Below are 23,096 nucleotides of genomic sequence, written 5' to 3' on the forward strand. Positions count from 1 at the left end.
GAGCAAAGAAAATGGCGAGACTTACTAAAATCAGGCTAGACGGCATTATAGGTAAACAATTTGGCAAGGTCTTTGAACTGGAAATAACGTCACCGGCAGAAGCAGTGAGAGCTTTATCAACGCAGATTCAGGGTTTTGATAAGTTCTTACTTGACTCTAAAAAAATGGGTTTAACGTTTGCTGTATTCAAAGCAAAGAGGAATATTGGTATTGATGAAATGCACGATAACGTTGGCCAAAATGAAATCAGAATTGTACCAGTAGTTATTGGTAGTAAATCTGGTGGCTTATTTCAAACCATTCTAGGGGTGGCATTGCTAGGAATATCGGCTGTAATGTCTTTTGGTGCTAGTCTTGGTGTGGCGGGTATGTTTGCAGCGGGAACCTGGGCAGGCACATTTGGCTTAATGGGTGCGGCTATGCTACTGGGTGGAGTCGTGCAAATGCTGTCACCTCAGCCAAAAGGATTAGGAGTATCGGAATCACCAGAAAACAAGCCAGATTATGCTTTTGGTGGTGCGGTGAATACAACAGCGCAAGGCAATCCAGTGGCGGTTTACTACGGTCACCGAGAAATTGGTGGGGCAATAATTTCAGCAGGGATATATACAGATGACCAACAATAACTTAATCAAAGGTAAAAAGGGCGGTGGCGGTAGTCAGCATACGCCTGTTGAATCACCTGATTCTTTATTATCAGTAGCTAAAGCTAAAATTCTAATAGCTTTATGTGAGGGTGAAATTGCAGGTGGATTGACTGCACAAGATATTTATTTAGATGGAACGCCTTTAGCTAGCCCTGATGGCACAATGAATTTTACAGGTGTTTCTTGGGAACTAAGAACTGGTACCCAAGACCAAGATTATATTCAAGGATTCCCTGCGGTGGAAAATGAGTTAACTGTTGGTACCGAGCTAAAAGCATCTAATCCCTATGTTAAATCAATAACCAACACTCAATTATCTGCGTTAAGAATAAGATTAGGTGTTCAAGCCTTACAGCGACAGCATGATAATGGCGATGTGACAGGCTCACGAGTTGAATATGCTGTTGATGTAGCGACTGATGGTGGCGCATATCAAGAAGTAATCAAGTCAGCATTCGACGGCAAAACGACATCACTCTACGAGCGCTCACATAGAATCAATCTACCAAAAGCGACAACAGGATGGATGGTACGTGTTAGACGCTTAACTCCTGACTCGAGTACTGCAAAAGTGGCGGATAAAACTAATATTCAAGCGATTACAGAGATTATTGATGCGAAGCTAAGCTATCCAAACACAGCATTACTTTACGTTGAGTTTGACTCTAAGCAGTTTCAATCTATTCCTAAGATTAGCTGTAAACCCAAGGGGCGAGTGATTCGGGTACCAAATAATTACGACCCCATCAATCGAACATATTCAGGCTTGTGGAATGGTCAATTCAAATGGGCGTGGACTAACAATCCTGCGTGGGTTTTCTTTGATATTGTGACCAACGAGCGCTTTGGGCTTGGTAAACGTATTTCACTTGAACAAGTCGACAAGTGGGAGCTATATCGAATAGCTCAATATTGCGATCAATTAGTGCCAGACGGTCGAGGTGGTGACGGCAAAGAGCCTAGATTCATGTGTGACGTGTATATTCAGTCAAAAGCTGAAGCTTACACCGTGTTGCGCGACTTGGCAGCTATTTTTAGGGGGATGACATATTGGTCAAAAGGGATTTTAGCTTCTATTGCTGATATGCCGGCAGATATTGATTACATCTACACGCCGGCAAACGTTGTAGAAGGCAAATTTAACTATTCAGGCGCATCTCAAAACACTAAATACTCCACTGTGATGGTATCTTGGTCAAATCCAGATAACCAATACCAAGATGAGGTCGCAGTGGTATCTGACCCAAATTTGGTGAGACGATATGGTTATGTAGAAACATCAATAACTGCTATTGGCTGTACGAGGGAAAGTGAAGCAAGACGCAGGGCTGATTGGATACTGCAGACAAACCGCAATGATAGGACGATCTCTTTTAGTGTTGGGCTAGATGGAAATATCCCAAGACCAGGTGGCATCATCGGAATTGCGGACCCCAAATTATCAGGTCGTATCTTAGGCGGTCGAATCAGTGCTGTAAATGGTCGCAACATCACATTAGACAGAAAATCTGATGCAAAGGTGGGCGATAGATTAATAATCAACTTACCAAGCGGTAAAGCTGAAGCTCGAACTATCCAAGCGGTTAAAGATAAAATCTTAACGGTTTCAGCTGACTACACAGAAGAGCCAATGAAAGAGTCGGTATGGTCAATTGATGCTGATGATTTGGAAATTCAGCAATTTAGAGTTGTTTCTATTGCTGATAATAACGATGGTACATATGCAATCACGGCAACAGCTCACGACCCAGATAAATACGCTCGAATAGATACAGGTGCAAGGATTGAATCAAAACCAATTTCAGTTGTACCGTCATCGATTCAAAAGCCCGTTTCTAACGTTGTGATCACATCATCATCAAGGGTTGAGCAAGGTATTAATATAGCAACTTTACACGTTGAATGGGATAAAACAGATGGCGCAATCAGTTACGAATCAGAATGGCGCAAGGATAATGGCAATTGGATTCCTGCACCACGTTCAAGTGTTAATTCTTTTGATATTGAGGGCATTTATTCAGGTCGATATCAAGCAAGGGTAAGGGCTATCAATGCTTCTGATATCAGCTCTGGTTGGTCTTATGCTGATGAAATTACTCTTGCCGGCAAAGTCGGTAAGCCTCCTATGCCATTAGGATTTACCACCAATTCATTAGTTTCAGGTGTTCAGCTTAATTGGAGCTTTCCAACTGACGCTACGGATACACTCAAAACTGAAATTTGGTACAACACGGAAGATGGTGACGATGGGGCTTTATTGCTTGCTGATGTTCCATATCCTCAGGGGACATATCAACAGATGGGGTTAAGTGCAGGGCAAGCGTTTTTCTATAAAGCCCGGTTAGTTGACCGTCTTGGCAATCAATCAGATTGGACGGATTGGGAACACGGGATTTCATCTACTAATGTTGATGATATAGAGAAAGCAGTGATAGATACTCTCAAAGATACAGAAGTTTTTAAACAGCTTTTAAGCAACACCTTTGGCGAGTTGGAAGATAAATTCGCACAAGTAGATGAAGCAAACGCTAATTCCAAAGCAGCGCTTGATTCAGTATCTGTAACTGCAGAGAACTTAATCAAACAGTCACTAGCTATAATTTCAAATGCCACAGCCAATGACGCAGATGTTCAGCGCCAAAGGAAGGAAAATGGCAAGTTTTTAGCTGAAATTACAAACGTGAGACAAACGATTGTATCTGAATCTGAGGCTATCGCTAGAAGCATTGAGCAACTCAAGGCAACTATGCATGAAGACGATGCTGAGCTTGCTGGAGAAATACTGCAAATGCTTCAAGTAATTGCAGATTCAGAAAAAGCTACTGCTGAAAAAATTGAAAATTTATCTAGTAATTTCAATAATCAGATAACAGCGACAATCAATACATTCAATAAAACTGTTGTCGATAAGGATAAGGCTCAAACAGATGCGTTAAATGCGTTGAAATCGCAAGTAAGTTATCAAGATACAGCTAATAACAGTCGCTTTGTTAATGCAGAATCAAGTATTAAGACGCTTCAAACGACCGTTACTAGCAATCAGCAATCCAATGCTTCAAGTATTACTCAGCTTGAATCTAAGGTTAATGACAACAAAGCTAACATAACTCAGCAATCGACTACTCTGGCAACAGTTACAGGTAATTTATCATCGACGTACTCAGTAACAGCTAAAATGGACGCAAACGGTAATATTTATGCTGCTGGTATGTCGCTTGGTGTGGAAAAAGTAAATGGTAAAACTCAAGCTAGTGTTATTTTCTTGGCTGATAGCTTTACATTGATGAATGCGATAGGAGGAACTGTTACAAGCCCATTCTTCGTTAATGGTGGGCAAGTTTACATGAGAAGTGCTGTAATTCAAGACGGCTCGATTACTAACGCTAAAATAGGTGAGTTTATTCAGTCGAGTAACTATCAAACAGGAAAAACTGGTTGGAGGATTGATAAATCAGGATTTGCTGAGTTTCTAAATATCAAAGCAAGAGGGGAAATTCATGCTACCAGTGGAACATTTAGTAATGTGATTATTGATGAAAACTGTCAAGTTAAAGGCACTATATACGCAGGAAAAATAGTGGGAGGAGTAGCAAGCTTCCTTTGGAACATTAATCACACGCAGTCTGGAGTAAGCAAAACCACATTGGTTTTGACTAAGAATGTTTGTGATGTTTTACTAATTGAAAAAACAAGAAAAGTTGCAATCTTGGGTGAAATGACTGCTTCATCGGTTGAGAGTAGATATGTACAAACTGGCACCCACCCTGGTGGAGGAGGTCCTATATATGAATATAAAAATTTCTACAGCTATCCTACAATAACCGTTGAAATTCTATTGAATAACAACAAGATTGGAACATTAGTAAATGTAGTCAGAGGTACAGAGTTCACACTACCCGAAGGAGGGAATACTTACCAAAGACTAAGTTTCAGGTATATTATTGAGAATAATATTATTGGCAACACTTATTCTCTTAATGCTAAATTCGATCTCGCTGTTTATGATGGCGAAGATTTTTTAAAACGTATCAATTAAAAGGATAATGATTCATGAAAAAAATATTGTTAATTTGTATGGTGGCCTGTTTTTTAAGCGCTTGTGCCACGACTGACCCTGTTACATTTTGCTATCAACTTTCACCACAGGAAATTAAACCAGGTGTGAATTGCATTCCAAATGGCGGCGGTGGTAGTGGCTCATAATTAAAAAATACTTAAGCAACCCTCTTCGGAGGGTTTTTTATTGTCTAAAATTCGGAGAATGTTATATGTGGTACAGGACAGGAACAATCACTTTAAAAAAAGGCACTACTAAAGTGCTTGGAGTGGGAACAAAGTGGACTGATAAGCTATCAAATGTGGAAGCAGGCCAGCCACTAATTGTAAACGGTAATATCTATGAAATCACTGAGGTAATAAGTGATACTGAACTTTACATTAAAGAGTCTGCGCTTGCTGATGCTACAGCTACTCCTTACGTAATTATGTCAGTAGTTTATGGCTCGTTGGGTGACGTTGCGCTTAAAGCATCTAAAGCATTTGCTCACTACCAAGAGCAGATGGATGTGTTCGATATGATGTACACAGGCACTCAAACTTTCAAAGTTACTAAGCCAGATGGTACAGAAATTGAGATGTATCCATATTCAATGTTAAGTATCGATTTAGCTAAATTAAATCAGACGCTGCAAACTGTTGCTACTCATGCAACTAATGCTAAAACATCTGAAACTAACGCTAAAAACTCAGCCACATCCGCGGCTACTAGCGCCACAAGCGCCTCAAGCTCTGCAACAACTGCAACAGCTTCAGCAAACGCTGCTAGTTCATCTGCAACTACCGCTAAGGCATCTGAAACAAATGCAGCAAAATCAGCAACTGCTGCGGCATCTAGCGCTACAAACGCATCAACATCAGCAAGCAATGCAAAAACTTCTGAAACAAAAGCAAAAGAATACGCTGATTCAGTTAATGCAAATAGTCTTTTAACTAAAGAAGATAATTTAAAAAGTGTTGCAAATTTGGCAGAAGCACAGGCTAATTTGCAAGTTTTTAGGCAGATGCCAGATTTAACAGCTAACATTAATTTGGATAGTTTAACTAAAACAACAGATTACGGGGTTTATGCGTGTCTCGAGCCTAATACGGCAACACCTGAAAATAACTACCCGATTAAACTAGCAGGAGCGCTCATTGTTTCAAGGAGTTTAGAAGGTTCTTGTTTACAAGAATATACTACTAACACAGGAAGAAAATTTATAAGAGGCAGGGCAGGGGGTCAATGGTTAGCTTGGACTGAATATCTTAATTCCAAAAATAACCTTTCTGAATTAACAGATAAAATTACTGCACTCAAAAATCTAGGAGCTATGCCAAATGAAATTACTGCGAAATTAGTAGATATTAACACATTGAAAGTTTCTGGTTTTTACAATATATCAGCTAACTCACCAAATTGGTTGGGTTCAAGCGGGGGTGTTTTATTAGTGGTTGCTCATGGAACAGTCGGATATATTACGCAAATAGCATATTTAAACGGTAGTGTTTATGTTAGGTATGCGGGTGGTAGCGGTGTATGGGGGGAATGGTCAGAGCTTGCGAGTTTAAGTAGACCTAATGCTTTTACAGGAAAACAAACAATAAATGGGAATTTGGTCGTAAATCAAGAGTCTTTTGTTGGCTTTTCTCTAGTAGAGGGTAATACTAAAGACGGCAGCATTATTAGGTTTATTACTAATGCGGACAAGGTTGAACATTCGCATATTGGGTTTTTGCCAAAATCCCCTGATTTAAGAATATATTGCAAGAATGGTGGGATGAGCCTGTCGCTAAAAACACCTATGTTGATAAATAACAATGAAGTGCTGACCGTAGGCAACGCAGGTGTATTTAATGGAATAGGTTCGTCAGTTAGCATATTGTTGCCAAATAGCATTTTTAATGTTGGCGATATCTATACAGGATCTGAAATTGGAGCAGAGAGTAGTTTTATGCAGACTTTATCAGGCCGCTGGAGATGTACATCCTCAGATAGAAAAACATTTGGGTCAACGATTTTAACTTTAACATCTTTCACGAGAATATCATAATGGAAAACAAAGAATATTTAGAACAAACAGAAGAAACAGAGCAACCAAAAACCAAAGAGCCAGTTATTACTTATTCAAATCCAAGAACAAAAGATATATTACGTTATATTGACATAGATGTCTTTAACGATGGTATATTTGTCTGGCCAACATCGGTATCTCCTAACGATGAGATAACCAAATCAATATACGAAAGGGCGCTCGCAGAAGAATTTGGTGATATCCAAATTATAGAGTCAGAATTACCAGATTTAAAAGTGATCGCACGTCAGTACCGTGATTCATTTTTAATTGCTACTGACAGAATGACTGTATTGGATTACACGATAGCTGACCATAGATTGACTGAAGCTGAAAGGGAAGAGTTGATTCAGGTTAGAGATGAATTTAGACGTTGGCCACAATCTGAAACTTTCCCTGATTTAACGAAAATGCCAGATATGGGCTATTGGCTATTCTTTGAAGCACTGTACTTGGGTTGGGATGCGCCTGAAGAGTTAAAGGCGCTTTATGGGGCGGTTTAAGTAGGTAAGCCCTGAATGCATAGGTTGCGTTCAGGGTTCATTATATCATGGGGGATTTTCTAACTTGATGTGTTGATTGGGTAACTGATACACTAGATTAATTCATTGCAAATATTTAACTAGGAAATATTGAGTTTATCAAAGGGGATTAGGATGTTAAAACTAATAGGCAGTATTTTAAGCTTTATATTTGTAATTGTTTTGTTAGTTATAATATTCTGTACAGACATCCTTGAGAAAAATGAAAAAATGACCTTAAACGAGCTAGGAGATTTTCTAGCTGGAGCTTTTTCTCCATTAGCATTTTTATGGCTTGTAATTGGGTACATGATGCAAGGAAAAGAACTGAAGCTCAATCGCCAGATGTTAGAGTTGCAAGCGGAAGAATTGAAAAATAACAATCAAGCATTACTTCTTCAAGCTAAAGAGTTAGCAAACTCTGTAAAAGCTCAAAATGAGTTGGTTGAGCAAAGCAAAGAGCAAATAGAACTTGAGAGAGCTAAACTTGAGGAAGAAAAAGAAAAGGAAAGAATAAAAAATAGCACGCCAGAATTGGAGCTGACCTTTGAAAAAATTGGAAATACCTATCAGTACAAATGTTATATTCAAAACAAAGGGGGACCTGCTGATAAAATTAAAATCGAATTCCAATATTTTAACCCACGAAACAGCATGGACTATTCTAATTCAAATACTTTTTTTTATCAAAATCCAGATTCAATAGAATTGCAACAATTGAATCAAGAGCATAACAAAAAATTTCTTTTTGACTCAATAAATACTCCTTATGCTAATAAAGAAACCATCGAATTTATGATTTTGAATGTAAAAATGTGTTATATTGAACATGTAAGTAAATTGAAGCGAACACATAAGTATAAATATATTACTAATGAAAATAATGAACTGATTATAGAACAATAAAATTATAATTTTAAAAGTTTTTGTTAATTTAATTCGCCTTCTTGTTATGGGCGCAAAAAATAAAGCTGTTGCTCCTAGCTAATATCGGTAGTAACACAACAAGTAACATAATCAATTGATAATAAAAAATACTAAAATTAAATCAGCATCTTAAAATAAAATTCGATTCCTGCTGGGGACGCCACTCAAATATCCTCACTTATTCTTACATGTTCTTTTATCCGTAAAATTCGCTTTTAAGACATCGACTTAACGTATATTTTGTAAATTTTATCTTTTCAAATGTTCTCACTTGGTCGGTCATATTCCATTGCAATAGTTAATAATAGTAACATTGATAGTAACACGGAGTGGAGTGTAAATTCTTATGTTACTATTATTGGAGATCTTATTGAAATGGCTAGAAAAATCAAACCTCTTACTGATACCGAAATTAAACAATCAAAACCAAAAGGCAGTGATATTACTCTTTTTGATGGTGATGGCCTAGAGTTACTAATTAGGGTTAACGGCACTAAGACTTGGCGGTTTAGGTACTATGCACCGTTGACAAAAAAAAGGGCTGTAATCACAATTGGACAATATCCAATTATATCGTTGAAAGATGCAAGAAATAAAAAAATAGAGTTTTTAGAACATTTAACAAATGGCGAGGACCCTCGTAATTCAATTGAAATGCAAAGAACTAAAAAACATACCCTTGAAAAAGTGACATATGATTTCTTTGAAATTTATAAGACAAAAGGGCATACCGAAAAGACATTAATTCCAATAGACAAGAAGTATCAAAAACGCACAATACAACCGACCGGTTTTGTCACCGATTATCATATTGAACCGACAAATAATGTTTCACAGCAAAAATTTATTCCATTTCAACCAGCTTGGGTTAGCGCTACTGGAACGCGTTTGCCATTACCTGTGCCCCAAATGGGGTATATGGTTGTTGATCATGCCGGTACTATTTTTAATCATAGCTCAGGACTTTATGGGACTGGGTATGCGATTTGTTTAAGTTGTGGGCGTGCTGATTCTATGACGTCAACAGGTGAATACCCTAAATATTTAGATCCTAATAATCCAGGTATTAGTCACTTACCCTTGCGTTTAACGCAAGATGATTGGGACGAAAAAGGAGAACCCGTAGCGTGTAGAGGAAGCGCCAAAATTCTGGGAAATATCCACATTGGAGCATATTCTCGTACTGATGTATTTGAACTGGTCCTTAGGAATCCACTTTCAGGTGAATATTTATTGGATACAACAGAAGGAAGAATTATTGCTACGTCATTAGCTGTGGCTTTACGCTCAGCGCTCACAAGCATATTAGGTATATCTAAGAATGAAGTTATGTATAGCATTAGGCCTACAGTAGTAGACGCTAATAATGCGGCTTTAGTATTGCAATTATTTGATAGTGTAAGTGGTGGTGCTGGTTTTGCTGTATCAGCACCATTTAATATAATTGAGACGTTATTCAAAATGATTGAGATACTGACATGTGAAGATCATTGTGAGTCATTTTGCTCAAAATGTTTATTAGATAATGATTCTCGTCATGATACTGAATTGCTTGATCGAGAAGCCGCATTATCTTGGCTAGGTGACAAATTTGTACAATATTTGATATTAAGTGAACCACACAGAAACTTAATTCCTGGAGCAACGTATTGCCCAATAACATTAAAACAAAAATTAACAGAACTTATTCGTCAATCACCAAAAAGTATTAGTTTTATTTTATCGCCTAATTTAAAAAAATGGGATACCACATTGCAGCCGATAAAGCAGCAAATACATCTGCTGCTCTCTAATGAAATAGATGTGTATTTACTTATCCCTAAAGCTGAATATTCCGATGAAATTAGGGAGTTTTTACTCGCACTCAAGGGGGTTGGGGCACAATTAAGTTACACTTCAGAGATTGAAAACATTATAATGCAAGCTCATTTTGATAAGAAATTCATAACTATCGCAAATATGGATGACAATGCCCGTATTCCAGGAGTTAATTGGTTAGAAAGTCATGATGTTACAGTGTTATCTGAAAATGCTCCTGAAGTTAACTCAGTATCTATTGATACTCTATCGTGGCAAAAATCTTCTATTGAATCGATTGATATCGCGATTGAAATTAGTAAGGAATTAAATGTAAAAACAGCTCAATTTGGTAAAGCATTTTGGGATTATTTATTGGATGAATCTGCAGTGTTAAATAGATATCTAAAACAAAGTAAAGTAATATCGGTAAATTACAGTGATCGATATTTAAAAAGCCCTAGTTATTTATTACTCCTTTCAGAAATTTTATCCCCACTTGTTAAATACGGTTTACAAAAAATAACTATTGAAAGTAGTTTTATGCCAAATGAACGTAGAAGTTCAATCATTTCTCATGATTGGTACTCCGAACAAGATTTTATTGATGCCTATGAAATGTGGATCAGTGCTAAAACAAATATTAAACCAACGATAAATATAGCTAAGCAACTTACACTTCTTCCACATCGCCGGATACTGACTTTAAACTTAGATTCTGGTGAAAAAATACAAATTAGATTTGATCAAGGTATGGGTTATTGGCAAATTAATTGTCAGCGTGGACTTCATCGTTTTGATTTTGATTCCTCTATTCATAACCAACTAAAACAATTGGTTGAAGTACTAGAACATTCGGAAGTAAAAAATTCTGCTTCATGGCCTACTGATATTACAATTGTTGAGGTGAAAAATTGATATGGATAATATTTATTTGCTAATAGAAAAGATTGAATAAGGATAGTGCTTAATGTAGTAAAAATCAGTCAGTATATATATGATTTATTTGAAGCTGGTTTCATACTTTATGGTAAGCCAGATAATGGTTAAGCTGGGTTTTCACTGGCAAAAGTTGGATTTAGCTTAGTATCCCAATTTCTAAAAACTGAATTACTAAATGAAATTTTATGCACTATGAGTGTTTTCTTTATCGAAGATGGCTTATAAAACAATACAATGGTAGGCAAGATTTCAGAAAATGAAATCGTGATGGAGCAACTTCGCAGCAATACGAAAGAACAAGCCATGCTAGGCCAATTCCCAGAATCAATTAATAAAGCGATTATAGAAAGTATGGATATCCACAGCGAAATGGCCTCCAAAATCCTATCCAACGAACTGATCGCCAAAGGCTTTGCTGGGCTGATGTTTGATGTGTTGATGAGGGGGATGGGGGGTGATAGGGTTTAGTGAAAATCTCTATCAAATTATATTTGCGAACAATAAAAAATATCTTTGGTTGAGTTATTTAATGCAACAATAACATTGCTTAAATTGAATTTTTATAGGAGTGAAACATATGTATCTTAATAATATTATTATCAAAAATATGGGGGCTATTGAATCTTTTAAGTTAATGGAGTCGGAGTTATTCAAAGAAAATGGTGATCCTAAACCTATTATATTAATAGGCCAAAATGGATCAGGCAAAACTACATTATTATCCAGTATTGTTGATGCACTTTATGAACTTTCCAATAACGCATTTGATGATATTCTTCCAAAAACAGGGTCAGGCTATAGATATTTTAAAATTTCAGGAGGTGTGAATATCCGAGTTGGTGAACATAAAGCTTTAGCATTTGTTTCGTTCAAGAATGAAAGTGACACATACCAATACTTAGATAAAAACGGAGAACTATCACCTGAAGAATGTAAAATGATAACCAATTCTTTAATGACTTTAGACTTTAATAAAGAACAAAATAATTTGATAAAGATAGCGACGAGAACGGAAGATGATGACAAATTCAAAAATGTATTTTTAAAAAATACTTATTGTTATTTTCCATCTGATCGTTATGAAATACCATACTGGATGAATCAAGAAACTGCTCGCGAAAAAAAATTTTTTGAAGTGGAAAAACGGTTTAATGGAAGCTTAAAAAAAGATATTTTAATCAACCATTCACTTACAGACATTAAAGAATGGATTTTAAACGTAATTTTAGATGCGCGCGTTGATGTTGATGAAGATATAAATGGCGAGTTTAAAATTTTGCGAACTGCTAACGATTTGAAGTTATTGAAAATTAGTGTTAAAAATATAGAAGTAATAGTTTCTGAAATAGTTAGAAAAGATGTGATTTTACAATTGAATTTTAGAGGTAGAGGAGCAAGTAGGATAAAATTAATCGAGAAAGAATCTAATGACGAGTTCCTACCATCTCTAGATAATTTATCAGCTGGACAAAGTACATTATTGAGTATTTTTTTAAATATAATAAAATATTCTGACTTGGAGGATTTATATAAAGGGAGTTATTTAAGAGATATAAAAGGTATTGTAATCATTGATGAAATTGATTTACATCTCCATATCGAATTACAATATGAAGTTTTACCTGCGCTAATTGATTTATTTCCAAAAGTGCAGTTTATAATTTCATCACATTCGCCTTTTTTCCTATCGGGAATGGCAAGAAAATTTACTAGCGATAATTTTTTAATGCTCAACATGCCAAATGGAAATAAAATTTTAAAGGCTGATGATTTTAGCGAATTCAGTAAAGTTTATGATATTTTTAATAATTTAACACAATCTTATAAAAATGAACTGGAAAAATTACAGACTGCAATCCAAGCAGAAAAAAAACCGTTAATTATCACAGAGGGAAAAACGGACTGGAAACATATTAAAGCGGCGATTGTAGCACTAAAAGTGGACTATCAAAATCTAGATGTCGCATTTTTTGAGTACGAAGAAGATATAAAAATGGGATCATCTGCTTTAAAGGTAATGTTAGAGAAATATAAAATGTTGAAACAAGGAAGGAAATTAATATTTATATTTGATCGTGATGAAAAGGATATTGTGAAACAATTTGGTACAGATAAATATAAAAATTTAGGTAACAACGTCTATGCTTTTTGTTTACCAAAATTAAAGAATTGTGATGAGCCAGCTATAGAACATTATTATAGTGAGAAGGACTCAAAACAGGTTGATAAAAATGGCCGGAGATTGTTTTTTTCTAATGAGTTCCATATAAAGAGTGCTGTAAGCCTTGATGGTAATTATCGAACTTATCGTAGCAATGTTAATAAAAATAACAGCATTATTGACTCTGATGTTTTTAATTCTGCTGATTTTAGAAATGAAAAATCTATAGCACTCAGTAAAGCTGATTTTGCATCAAACATAATTAATAAAACACCACCTTTTAATGAAATGGATTTTTCAAAATTCAGATCAATACTCGATCTTATCCAAGAAATCTGTAACCTACAAATTGACGATCAATAAAAATTTGAAAAAGTTAAATGTTGGATTTCAAGACCATGAGAATATTTAAATATTTCCATCCTGATAGAATTGAAGTTCTGGAGAGTGGAAAAATAAGATTTACGCAGCCTAGCGATCTGAATGATCCTTTTGAGTTAAAACCAAATGTTAAAGAGATTTCTAGTAAAGAAAATATCGTAACTCTATTAATGGAAGCTATAAGTGAAGAAAAAATAATTGAATATTATATGAAAAGTGGTCTTTCTGGTATTTGTGATTTTTCAATATTTAGAAAGAATTTTATTGAAAATTATACTTCTAATTTACCAACAGCAATTAATGTTATAGATTTGCTGGCGCCAAAACTAAAAGAAACGTTGCATTTTTTGTTTAATAAAGCAATTGGTATTCTCTGTTTAACTCAATCAAACGAGAATTTATTGATGTGGGCACATTATACAAATAATCATCAAGGTTATGTCATGGAGTTTGAACCTAATCACCCTTTTTTTAATCAAAAGAAAAGTGGTATTGATGAGCTTCGTCATCTACGACATGTCAATTACATATCAACACGAGAAATGTATACCTTATCTGAAATAGATGACCAGCAAGGAGCCAATATATTCTTAGCAAAGAGTAAAGAATGGTCTTACGAACATGAGATCCGTATGTTACATTCATTAAATGAGGCTGATACCGTAATTAATGAAAAAATTTATCTTTTTAATCTTCCACCCTTAGCAATCAAAAATATATATTTAGGTTGTCGTATGTTAGACGAGAAAAGAAATAAAATTATAGATATACTTAATAATAATCATGTTTATAAACACATTGCTCTTTTTCAAGCAGAAATTGATCAAGAATATTATAGATTAAATTTTAAAGAAATAGTCCGTTAATTCAGTTTGCAAATACACGTTAACAGCTATTTCTGTGACATATGAGCAAATCAACTGAGGAGTTTATTAAGATGTCTAATAAAAAAAATCTAAATTTAGCTAATTCAATATTTGAAGGATTTAATGACCGAAATGGATTGATGATTTGTGGTTATGAGTGGGGTGAAAGTGATGAAACGAGTACTGAACCTTTTGATAATAATGAACCAAATGAATGTACATTTTCAAATAAAGTCCCTAGATATGGTGATGTTGCCAATAAATGGAAATATGACTTAATGATTAGAAATTGGTTTGATATATGGGGACATTCGTTAGACCGTGAAGGCAATGGTGGCGATTTCGATAAGTCAATACTTCAAACAAATTGGGCATTGGGTTCCAGAAAAAAATCAGCAGGTATAAATTACTATTTATCTGATGAAAATATTAATAACTTCATCACCCATGTGGAAATTCTTCAACCCACTTTAATTCTTTTTATGGGAAGTCAGCTGTTAACGAGAGTTCTAAGAAACTGGAAAGCAAGAGATCAGTTTGTGCCTATAATGGGTGATGAAATTGCTCCACGTGAAACAATACGAATGGATGGATATAGTGGAGCACTGGCCTATTTAAGTAAGTATGAGAAATGTACGGTCATTGGTTTACCACATCCTTCTGGTGCAAGAGGCATTACTAATGAATATATTACTTATATTGGTAAATATATGACGCCGATACTGAATGAATTCAAACGTTCTAATCAGCTAAAATGGAACGCAAACAAGTAAAGTGGATTTAAAATAATCATTTATAGCAGAAAATATACCCCCCCAAGTTTTACTACTTAGATAAAAAAGTCATTTTAATTTAAGCTGAATTAACATTAAATTTTAAATAAACGTAAAATCAATCATATATAGGAGTACATTAATGCGCAATGCAAATAATGTAGGCAGGTTATTGGCCGATCCCAGATTTGGTGAGTTGCTCTACTTAGCTAAAACCAATTCAGATATATTTGAAGTATTGAATCTCACAGAAAATCAACATTCAGACATGTTGCAATGGATGTTTAATTCAAGAGAAGGCCATGGATTAGGTGATTCTGTCTTTAAAGACTTTATGATTGCAATACATGATGGATCTGAAAAATTAGACGGGAGATGTCTTACATCTGCATTTAGACAGTATTGGACGCCCGCTCGTATAAGAGCTTCAAGCTTTTCAGATTTATATTTTTTCCGTGAAATGGCAACGAAAGATAGTAAAAATAGAGTTGATATAGTTATTGTTGATTCCACAAACAGAATTATCATTGTTGTCGAGAACAAAACAAAGTCAAAGCCCTATAATGATCAATTAGATAGTTATTATAAGATTATTACTAACGCACGGCTTGATATGGAGCGTACCTATCAAGTTGCTTTTGTCTTGTTGGACATGTCTTATTACGATACCGATAATGAATCTGAAAGTGATATAGGCAAAAAAAATGAAAAAAATCCTTGGGCAAAACTAAATTACTCATGGCTAGAAGCTGCTGCAGCAAGAGCCGAGCAAGAATATAATAAAGGCAATCCAGCTGCTTCAGTTCTAATGTCATACTGCAGAATGGTAACAGATTGGTATTCTGAAGATATGAGCACTCTCGATGAACTTGCCATCGCATTAAATAAAGAATTTCCTGAAGAAGTTGCTTTGTTTAAAGAATATAGATGGAGTATACCTACTTTTTCCTTTGATTCTTTAAGGCCTTTTTTGAAAATCCTAGATGCAGATGAAGAAAGAACTAAGTGTATTGAGATTTCTCAGAAATACCCAATAGCAATCGAATGGCTGATTAATAATTCTGCGTTTGATGTATTGTTGCATACCCTTAGCAAGCAATTTTCAGAAATTGTAAAATACGAAGATGAATGTATGAATTTAACCCGTAAAAAATTAGAATTTAGGTTACCAATCCATGTTGAGATACCAACTAAGAAATATTGGCCTTTATATGTTCTTTTTAGATACGATGACATAGAAAATAAGTATACATTGGAATTTAGATGGATGAAATCGAGAGTTATTTCTGAATATTGCAATTTAGATAAAATTGATGAAATTGTTAATAATTTACTTGAAGCAAATCATGAGTTTAGAAACCCAATTTTTCGATTAGGAATTGATGAAGCAGTTGCTAAATTCGGCAAATTATATAGTGCATTTTCAGGTCTAAGTGAGTAATTGTTAGGTTAAATGAGTCTCCAATCCGATCAATTTATTTGGTCGGATTGGAAGATTTATATTTTGACTGTTAAATAAGAATAATTAGGTAAAGCGTGTTTAATCATTTTGATACATTTTGGTTCGTTTAGATAAAATTTGTTGATCACAAGTGCATCGTGCAATAGCAAGATGTAATTAAGTTGTTCATTATTTCACAATTATTGACCTCGAAGATAAAGTATGCAGTATTTTAGATTGAAGAGTCTGCTCCAAGCGTTATTGATGGCACAAGGTGATGGCAGTTATTGTAAGGTATTTAACAAGATACTGATCTTAGATAATTGGAAGTTAGATCTGCTATGCTGCCCCAGAGCTGTGTAGCCACTAGATTTAATTGATGAACTTTTCAGAAAAATCGATGAACCTTGATAGCCAGCTCCCGAACAAGAGCTGGTATGAAATGATAAGTGAATTGACGCATGCTGATGTGGTCTTAGATAGAATACTTCGAGTGCTCGGCTTGAAAAATAGCTTTGCAATGCGAATTGATGCTAAAAATTTGAATAATATTGACGGAATGAAATCCCTCAAGTTAGGTTTTTACATGGTAAAATTTATGCGAAAGTGATCGGCATCAAATGAGAATAGGTGATTGGGATTATGAAAAGATACAATATGATTTCTCCCAGCCTGCAAAAATTATTCATCAGGAAATAGCACCGCACCAATATCTCTATCTTTAGTAACTACATCTATAGTTGAAGGTAAATTGAGATTTGATTAATGAATTGATGGTAGATTAAAAGCCTTTTACAATGTAAATTAACGTAAATAACGAGTTTCATCACTTCGTTTTTCGCGCTTTTTTTTGGTGTGTAACCTATTGTATATTAAATAAAATTCAGGTTAGATTCTGAGATAAGGGTAGGGTTTTGATGGTATAAGTCGCACCATCAAAAAATAAATCCTTTTTAATTCAATTAACTAATTAGAATGGCGATTCCTGCTGGGGACGCCATTCAAATATTCTTACTTGTTCTTATCTATTTTGTTATCCTCAAAATTCCCTTTTAAGACATCGATTTAACGTATCTTTTGTAAATTTTATCTTTTCAAATGTTCTCACTTGGTCGGTCATATTCCACAGCAGTTATTCTTTTATGTAACATGGCATGTAAGACAGAAATTTATTTTTTTGACTTTGTTACATCAAACATGGAGAACGCAGATATGGAAAGAATTATAAGGCCTTTAACAGATACAGAAATTAATCAATCAAAGCCTAAAGCTAAAGATTATATTTTGATTTATGGGAAGGGACTAGAGTTATTAATTAGAATGACAGGTACTAAAACTTGGCGCTTTAGATTTTTGGTGCCTGCAACAAAAAAAGCTGTAATTTCAATTGGTAATTATCCTACCATTTATGTGTTTCCTAATCGATCTGACATTACTAAGCATATGTCAAATAGCGCTTTAAAAAATAATGGATTAAAAGGCAAGATGCAAGCACACGGAATGAGGGCGCTTGCTAGTACAATTTTGAAAGATTATGGTTTTAGTTTGATCTAAAACCTTTTAATATTCGTGAACAGTCCTTAACGGTGATGTAGAGATTAAAAAACGTTCCAAACCAACTTTGCACCTATTTCAATATTTTTAAAATTAATTACTTTAAAAGACTAAAGAAAATTTAGTGATTTCAACTTCCCTCGAGACATTTTTTTGATTCTGGAGAGTAGAAATTAGCATACAAAGCCAATCTAGATATAAGAGTAAACACTTAATAAGTTAAGTATGTAAAAAAGGCTCTAGTTGACTTGAATGAAGCAGGGAGAAATTAAACTGACCACTAAAAAATTTAGCTAAAACATTTGCAAGATTCGTTGCTGCTACCACTATAATTTTATTGGTGCAAGAATTTGTATTTTTTATTTAAATCTCTCATATCTACACTTATATTAATGATTTTTTTGGTTTTATAATAGAGAGGAGTTCACTTTCTCTAGCGACTCATGCTGTAATGACAACTCCAACTTATGGGATACCAAAATCATTTTATGATCTGACTTAGGTCACTAAAGCACGATTAGCAAAACTCACTAGGTATGTACTTTTTGTCGTTCAAACTTACCGCTATTGGCTAGGAGTGACTTTTTGCAGATTACGGGGATTACACTTCCTAATAGGCCTTTAAAAAATGGGGGATTCTCGACTAACTTTAAACAAATTATAGTTCAAATCATTTACTATCGGCAGGTCGAACTATGGCGAACGGCACAATCGCAAGCCATATTCATGAAAATGAAGATATTTTACATCCTGAAACAAAGACATATTTCTCTAATTCTTAGCAGGCTTTTTTGGTAAATGAATCGGGGCGGGGCAAGCGATCAAGTGAAATTAGTAAGTTTATTCTCTTAACAGAAGAGACTTATCAAAATGCTACAGACTTTAATTTCTCTCGGTCATATTAGATAGTTTTTACTAAGGACTATAAAGTAAAAAATATTTTAGACATCAATTAGCGCCCATTAGGATTAAATCAAAAAACTTTATCTTTTTATGTTTAAATCTGTAATCTAATGAGCAAGCTAAAGTTGATTATTCAGATTTAGGTGTAGTTATTGGCTTATTTAGGTTGTAAGTGGCAATCGAACAATTTTCAGAGCCCACATGTCGAGAGTAAAACACTTCTTATGCTTTAAAGAAATTTGTGTTAGATAAATGTTTATATTGAATTTTGTTGCGATTGAATTAGATTGTAAATAATATATAATAAAATAACATTATTTGAATAAATCCAGAAAATTTCGAAAAAAGATTAACTATAATCTTACATTTGAGGTCGGAATGAAAAAATCATTATTACGTTGGTTGCGTTGGATACTTTATGTGGGTTTATCTTGTTTAGCATTTTATTTGCTTTTTATAACCCTTGTGGTCTATTTAGTTTGGGGTTTTTAAGATTTAAAATAAAATATGAATTCATTTTTTTAGCCAGTCAAGTTATTCTCTCTGATGTTTATTACTACAACCAAGATGCCTAGAATGTGAGTTATTATTATGTGCTGTCTTACAAAGTGTTTATGAAGGGTACGCAAAATTTCACAAAATAGGTTTTTAGCTTAGCTCCAGACAGAAATTTCTAAAAATTTTATTATCTTTATAGTTAGATTTTATGTTTACTTTGATAACAAATTTTGAGAAAAAATCAGGCTAAAGAGAGCTTTTGTAAGCAAGGCTTGAAAACTTTTCTTTATTAGTTTGCATGAAAATCAACATTTTATGTTGAAATTTTGCAACTGTTTTAATAGGGTGACTTCCAACTTTAAATGATATGTTTTTCTTGTTATAACTTGATATCTTTACAATTTAGATATTAAAGAAACCTGTAAGATTTAGACGTGTAAAACAGCATAGTACAGCTAAGGCATTTGATGGCTCTTAAGAAATTGGTAAAAGCTGAAGAGTTAATTCTACTAAAATATATCTTATTGCTGATAGTTTTGGACTGAATATTTACAAAGAACCAGTCAGAGACAGCCGCATGTTGAAAGTTGAGTTTAGCATATTTGTGATTAAGAATATTTGAAAACGATAAAGGCTAAAACACAACGTCAACAATTGAGGGGGCGACTAAACAAGTTGAGATTTTTTTTCCAACAACTGCTTTACTGGTTTTATCAAAAAATGCCCGCGTGATTTTAAGGGTAACACTGGAAGATTGGTATTTCAGAAGTCCGTCAAATGGCAATTATTTTGATAGATGAAGCTATCAAGTCAGGTACAAAGCTTTATCAAGTTTGTGATATTTTATTCATTCACCCTAAAACCTATCTAAGTTGAAAATATTCAATAAATACAGTTAATTATACTGAAGGTGCGCGTGCAAAGGCAAATCGTTAGCGAACCAATTGGCATGCAATCTCGCAAGAGGAAAGGTAACGGGTCATTTATATCTGTTTAAGAGACTGATTTTTTAAAGTTATCGCCTGAACAAATTGTGTTGTTTTGGCAGGTGAAAGTATTTATTTAGCTTCACAATCAAATCTTTACTGAATACTAAAAGAAGAGAAACTCTTAAAAAGTCGTAAAAAGATAAAACAAAATAGGTTACCATAACTGCTCAGAATACAAGTAACTAAAGCGCCAATTAGGTCTGGACAAGGGATATTATCTACATCTCTACACATTTTAATGGACAATATTATAATCTTTATATGGTTTTCTATACCTTTAGCAGAACGGTTGTTTGCTGGGAAATACATTATCATGTGACATCCGATCAAACAGCGAATTTAATATAAAAGGCAGTCACCAAATAATATTCATAAAGATCAATTAGTATTGCACAGTGATAATGGTTCTCCTATGAAAAGTAAAACAATGGTAGCCAAATTAGATAGTTTAGGTGTTATATCTTCATTTAGCTGACCTGCGTGAGTAATGACAACGCTTATTCTGAGAGCTTGTTTAATAGCATGAAAATTAGAACGATATACCCTAAAGAGGGGTTCAATACTCTTTAAAAAGCACAATAATGAGTAGGAGATTTTGTTTATAGGTGCAATGAAGCACATAGACATAAAGGCATTTTGTATGTCACCCTAGTACAGTGTCATATACAAGAAGATAAATGGCTACTTGAGATAAGGAACCTCGTGTATCAAGAAGCACTTTTAAGGCAGGCTGAACGCTGAAAAGGACGTAAGAGACGCAATTGGAATAGAATTAATATCGTGTTAATAAATCCAGTGAAGAGTAACAATCAAACAAAAAGAATCACACGTTGATTAAATAAAAAGGGAAAAATCACTTGACAGCCTTCGGGTTGCCTATGAATGTCTAAAAATATTCTTTAAATGTCAATCTCCCATAATCTCTGTAATATAAAGTATCGCAGGTTTATATTAAGAAAAAAATTTAACCGTAACCATCCACAATTGAGGTGATAATGAAACAGTTATTATTTTGTTTTTTATGCTTGGTACCTTTATCTATTTTGGCTGAAATAAATATTTCAGATTTATCAGATAAAGCTAATCAAGGTGATGCCAGAGCAAAATTTGCTCTTGGTCTTATGTATAATGATGGTAAAGGTGTGAAACAAGATTATTTAAAAGCTAAAAAATATTTTGCATCTGCCGCTGATCAAAATAATGCAAAAGCACAATTTAGACTTGGAGTTATGTATGATGATGGCAAAGGTATAAGGCAAGATCACGAAAAAGCCAGAAAATATTATGAATTAGCGGCTAAGCAAAATGATCCAAGAGCGCAATTTAGGCTTGGAGTTATTTATTATGATGGTAAAGGTGTGAGGCAAGATCGCGGAAAGGCTTTAAAATATTATGAGTTAGCGGCTAATAAAGGTTCTGCTAATGCACAATATATTCTTGGAACCATCTATGATGATGGTCAAGTTGTAATTCAAGATTACCAAAAGGCTAAAAAATATTATGAATTAGCAGCTAAACAAGATGATGCAAGAGCACAATTTAGGCTTGGAGATATGTATCATGATGGGAAAGGTGTAGGGAAAGACCTAGAAAAGGCAATAAAATATTATGAAATAGCTGCCATTCATGGTGATGTAAGTGCGCAAAATTTGCTTGGAACTGCGTATTATTATGGATTTGGTGTGAAGCGAAATATCCTGAAAGCTAAAAAATATTATGAATTAGCAGCTAAACAAGGTGATGCAAATTCTCTATTCGATCTTGGATATATGTATGATAAGGGGGAATATGTGAGGCAAGATCATCAAAAGGCTCAAAAATATTATGAATTAGCAGCTAAACAAGATGAACCAAGAGCAAATTTTATGCTTGGGATTATGTATGATGATGGTAAAGGCGTAAAGCAAGATCACGAAATAGCTTTAAAACATTATGAATCAGCGGCTAGTCAAGATCATGTAGATGCACAATTTAAACTTGGAACTATCTATTATGAAGGTAAAAATGTAAATCCAGATTACGAGAAAGCTAAAAAATATTTTAATTTAGCGAGTAGTAAAGGTGATGTAAGAGCGTCATCTGCCCTTGGAGTTATGTATTATGATGGAAAAGGGGTAAAACAAGATTACAAAAAAGCGAAATATTATTTTGAAATAGGAACTTTTAAACAAGATGCGAATTCACAATTTAAACTTGGGTTCATGTATGACAAAGGTGAAGGTGTAGAAAAAAATTATCTGGAAGCTAAAAAGTATTATGAATTAGCTGCTAATCAAGGGAATGTAGATGCTCAATTCTTTCTTGGAGAGTTGTATCATTTTGGAAATGGAGTGGAGGTAGATTTCAATAAAGCTAAGTATTATTACGGATTAGCATGTGATAAGGGATATCAAAATGGTTGTGATTCGTCTGAAAAATTGAACAAAAAAGTTTCTAACATGTCAAAATTATGAGTACATTTGGATAAAATATTTATACTCAATAGAAATTAAGATGGGGGGTTCGGCATTTCCTACATACTATTGGATCGAAATAAAATCTGCATCGGCAACTAGTAGTGGCTTCAGTATAATTATTTCCAAACAA

The 23,096-nt window shown here is 34.4% G+C and carries 15 protein-coding genes; all 15 read left to right on the forward strand.

Annotation, left to right across the window (positions count from 1 at the left end; all coding sequences use genetic code 11):
• Positions 1-11: 11 nt before the first annotated feature.
• The 15 genes from ACFFIT_RS02775 (at position 12) to ACFFIT_RS02845 (ending at position 22,963) form a co-directional block, all read left to right on the forward strand.
• Entirely contained in the window at positions 12-626 is a 615-nt protein-coding gene (locus ACFFIT_RS02775; protein ID WP_385876119.1) for a tail assembly protein, read from the forward strand.
• Positions 613-4,683, forward strand: coding sequence for a TipJ family phage tail tip protein (locus ACFFIT_RS02780; RefSeq protein WP_385876120.1), 4,071 nt, complete (start codon positions 613-615; stop codon positions 4,681-4,683). Before ACFFIT_RS02775 ends, ACFFIT_RS02780 begins: the two co-directional genes overlap by 14 nt.
• 14 nt (positions 4,684-4,697) lie before the next feature.
• On the forward strand, positions 4,698-4,850 hold the full coding sequence (locus tag ACFFIT_RS02785; RefSeq protein ID WP_385876121.1) for a hypothetical protein: 153 nt from the start codon (positions 4,698-4,700) through the stop codon (positions 4,848-4,850).
• Between the two features lie 65 nt (positions 4,851-4,915).
• Positions 4,916-6,736, forward strand: a complete 1,821-nt coding sequence (locus tag ACFFIT_RS02790) for a pyocin knob domain-containing protein (protein WP_385876122.1) — start codon at positions 4,916-4,918, stop codon at positions 6,734-6,736.
• Entirely contained in the window at positions 6,736-7,260 is a 525-nt protein-coding gene (locus tag ACFFIT_RS02795; protein WP_385876123.1) for a hypothetical protein, read from the forward strand. The genes ACFFIT_RS02790 and ACFFIT_RS02795 overlap by 1 nt, the downstream gene beginning before the upstream one ends.
• A gap of 153 nt (positions 7,261-7,413) precedes the next feature.
• Positions 7,414-8,184: a hypothetical protein gene (locus ACFFIT_RS02800; RefSeq protein ID WP_385876124.1), complete on the forward strand. Its 771-nt coding sequence runs from the start codon at positions 7,414-7,416 to the stop codon at positions 8,182-8,184.
• A gap of 396 nt (positions 8,185-8,580) precedes the next feature.
• Positions 8,581-10,920 carry an integrase arm-type DNA-binding domain-containing protein gene (locus ACFFIT_RS02805; protein WP_385876125.1) on the forward strand — a complete coding sequence of 780 codons (2,340 nt, stop codon included), beginning with the start codon at positions 8,581-8,583 and terminating at the stop codon, positions 10,918-10,920.
• A 327-nt stretch (positions 10,921-11,247) separates the two neighbouring features.
• Positions 11,248-11,412, forward strand: coding sequence for a hypothetical protein (locus ACFFIT_RS02810; protein ID WP_385876126.1), 165 nt, complete (start codon positions 11,248-11,250; stop codon positions 11,410-11,412).
• Positions 11,413-11,521: 109 nt separating this feature from the next.
• A complete protein-coding gene (locus ACFFIT_RS02815) occupies positions 11,522-13,468 on the forward strand; it encodes an AAA family ATPase (RefSeq protein WP_385876127.1) in 1,947 nt (648 codons plus the stop codon).
• A gap of 35 nt (positions 13,469-13,503) precedes the next feature.
• Complete coding sequence (locus ACFFIT_RS02820) at positions 13,504-14,352, forward strand: DUF2971 domain-containing protein (RefSeq protein WP_385876128.1); 849 nt, start codon at positions 13,504-13,506, stop codon at positions 14,350-14,352.
• A gap of 71 nt (positions 14,353-14,423) precedes the next feature.
• Positions 14,424-15,125 carry a hypothetical protein gene (locus ACFFIT_RS02825; RefSeq protein ID WP_385876129.1) on the forward strand — a complete coding sequence of 234 codons (702 nt, stop codon included), beginning with the start codon at positions 14,424-14,426 and terminating at the stop codon, positions 15,123-15,125.
• A 142-nt stretch (positions 15,126-15,267) separates the two neighbouring features.
• Entirely contained in the window at positions 15,268-16,566 is a 1,299-nt protein-coding gene (locus tag ACFFIT_RS02830; protein WP_385876130.1) for a PDDEXK-like family protein, read from the forward strand.
• 379 nt (positions 16,567-16,945) lie between these two features.
• Positions 16,946-17,176: a hypothetical protein gene (locus ACFFIT_RS02835; protein ID WP_385876131.1), complete on the forward strand. Its 231-nt coding sequence runs from the start codon at positions 16,946-16,948 to the stop codon at positions 17,174-17,176.
• 602 nt (positions 17,177-17,778) lie between these two features.
• Positions 17,779-18,120 carry an integrase arm-type DNA-binding domain-containing protein gene (locus ACFFIT_RS02840; RefSeq protein ID WP_385876132.1) on the forward strand — a complete coding sequence of 114 codons (342 nt, stop codon included), beginning with the start codon at positions 17,779-17,781 and terminating at the stop codon, positions 18,118-18,120.
• A 3,385-nt stretch (positions 18,121-21,505) separates the two neighbouring features.
• Complete coding sequence (locus ACFFIT_RS02845) at positions 21,506-22,963, forward strand: SEL1-like repeat protein (RefSeq protein ID WP_385876133.1); 1,458 nt, start codon at positions 21,506-21,508, stop codon at positions 22,961-22,963.
• Positions 22,964-23,096: the final 133 nt, after the last annotated feature.

Origin of the sequence: Thorsellia kenyensis (assembly GCF_042432445.1) — a bacterium.
GTDB classification, from domain to species: domain Bacteria; phylum Pseudomonadota; class Gammaproteobacteria; order Enterobacterales; family Thorselliaceae; genus Thorsellia; species Thorsellia kenyensis.

Excerpts from the sequence above, each read along its gene's own strand:
- ACFFIT_RS02775 (WP_385876119.1), top strand. The coding sequence starts at position 12 with ATGGCGAGACTTACTAAAATCAGGCTAGACGGCATTATAGGTAAACAA.
- ACFFIT_RS02780 (WP_385876120.1), top strand. The coding sequence starts at position 613 with ATGACCAACAATAACTTAATCAAAGGTAAAAAGGGCGGTGGCGGTAGT.
- ACFFIT_RS02785 (WP_385876121.1), top strand. The coding sequence starts at position 4,698 with ATGAAAAAAATATTGTTAATTTGTATGGTGGCCTGTTTTTTAAGCGCT.
- ACFFIT_RS02790 (WP_385876122.1), top strand. The coding sequence starts at position 4,916 with ATGTGGTACAGGACAGGAACAATCACTTTAAAAAAAGGCACTACTAAA.
- ACFFIT_RS02795 (WP_385876123.1), top strand. The coding sequence starts at position 6,736 with ATGGAAAACAAAGAATATTTAGAACAAACAGAAGAAACAGAGCAACCA.
- ACFFIT_RS02800 (WP_385876124.1), top strand. The coding sequence starts at position 7,414 with ATGTTAAAACTAATAGGCAGTATTTTAAGCTTTATATTTGTAATTGTT.
- ACFFIT_RS02805 (WP_385876125.1), top strand. The coding sequence starts at position 8,581 with ATGGCTAGAAAAATCAAACCTCTTACTGATACCGAAATTAAACAATCA.
- ACFFIT_RS02810 (WP_385876126.1), top strand. The coding sequence starts at position 11,248 with ATGCTAGGCCAATTCCCAGAATCAATTAATAAAGCGATTATAGAAAGT.
- ACFFIT_RS02815 (WP_385876127.1), top strand. The coding sequence starts at position 11,522 with ATGTATCTTAATAATATTATTATCAAAAATATGGGGGCTATTGAATCT.
- ACFFIT_RS02820 (WP_385876128.1), top strand. The coding sequence starts at position 13,504 with ATGAGAATATTTAAATATTTCCATCCTGATAGAATTGAAGTTCTGGAG.
- ACFFIT_RS02825 (WP_385876129.1), top strand. The coding sequence starts at position 14,424 with ATGTCTAATAAAAAAAATCTAAATTTAGCTAATTCAATATTTGAAGGA.
- ACFFIT_RS02830 (WP_385876130.1), top strand. The coding sequence starts at position 15,268 with ATGCGCAATGCAAATAATGTAGGCAGGTTATTGGCCGATCCCAGATTT.
- ACFFIT_RS02835 (WP_385876131.1), top strand. The coding sequence starts at position 16,946 with ATGAACTTTTCAGAAAAATCGATGAACCTTGATAGCCAGCTCCCGAAC.
- ACFFIT_RS02840 (WP_385876132.1), top strand. The coding sequence starts at position 17,779 with ATGGAAAGAATTATAAGGCCTTTAACAGATACAGAAATTAATCAATCA.
- ACFFIT_RS02845 (WP_385876133.1), top strand. The coding sequence starts at position 21,506 with ATGAAACAGTTATTATTTTGTTTTTTATGCTTGGTACCTTTATCTATT.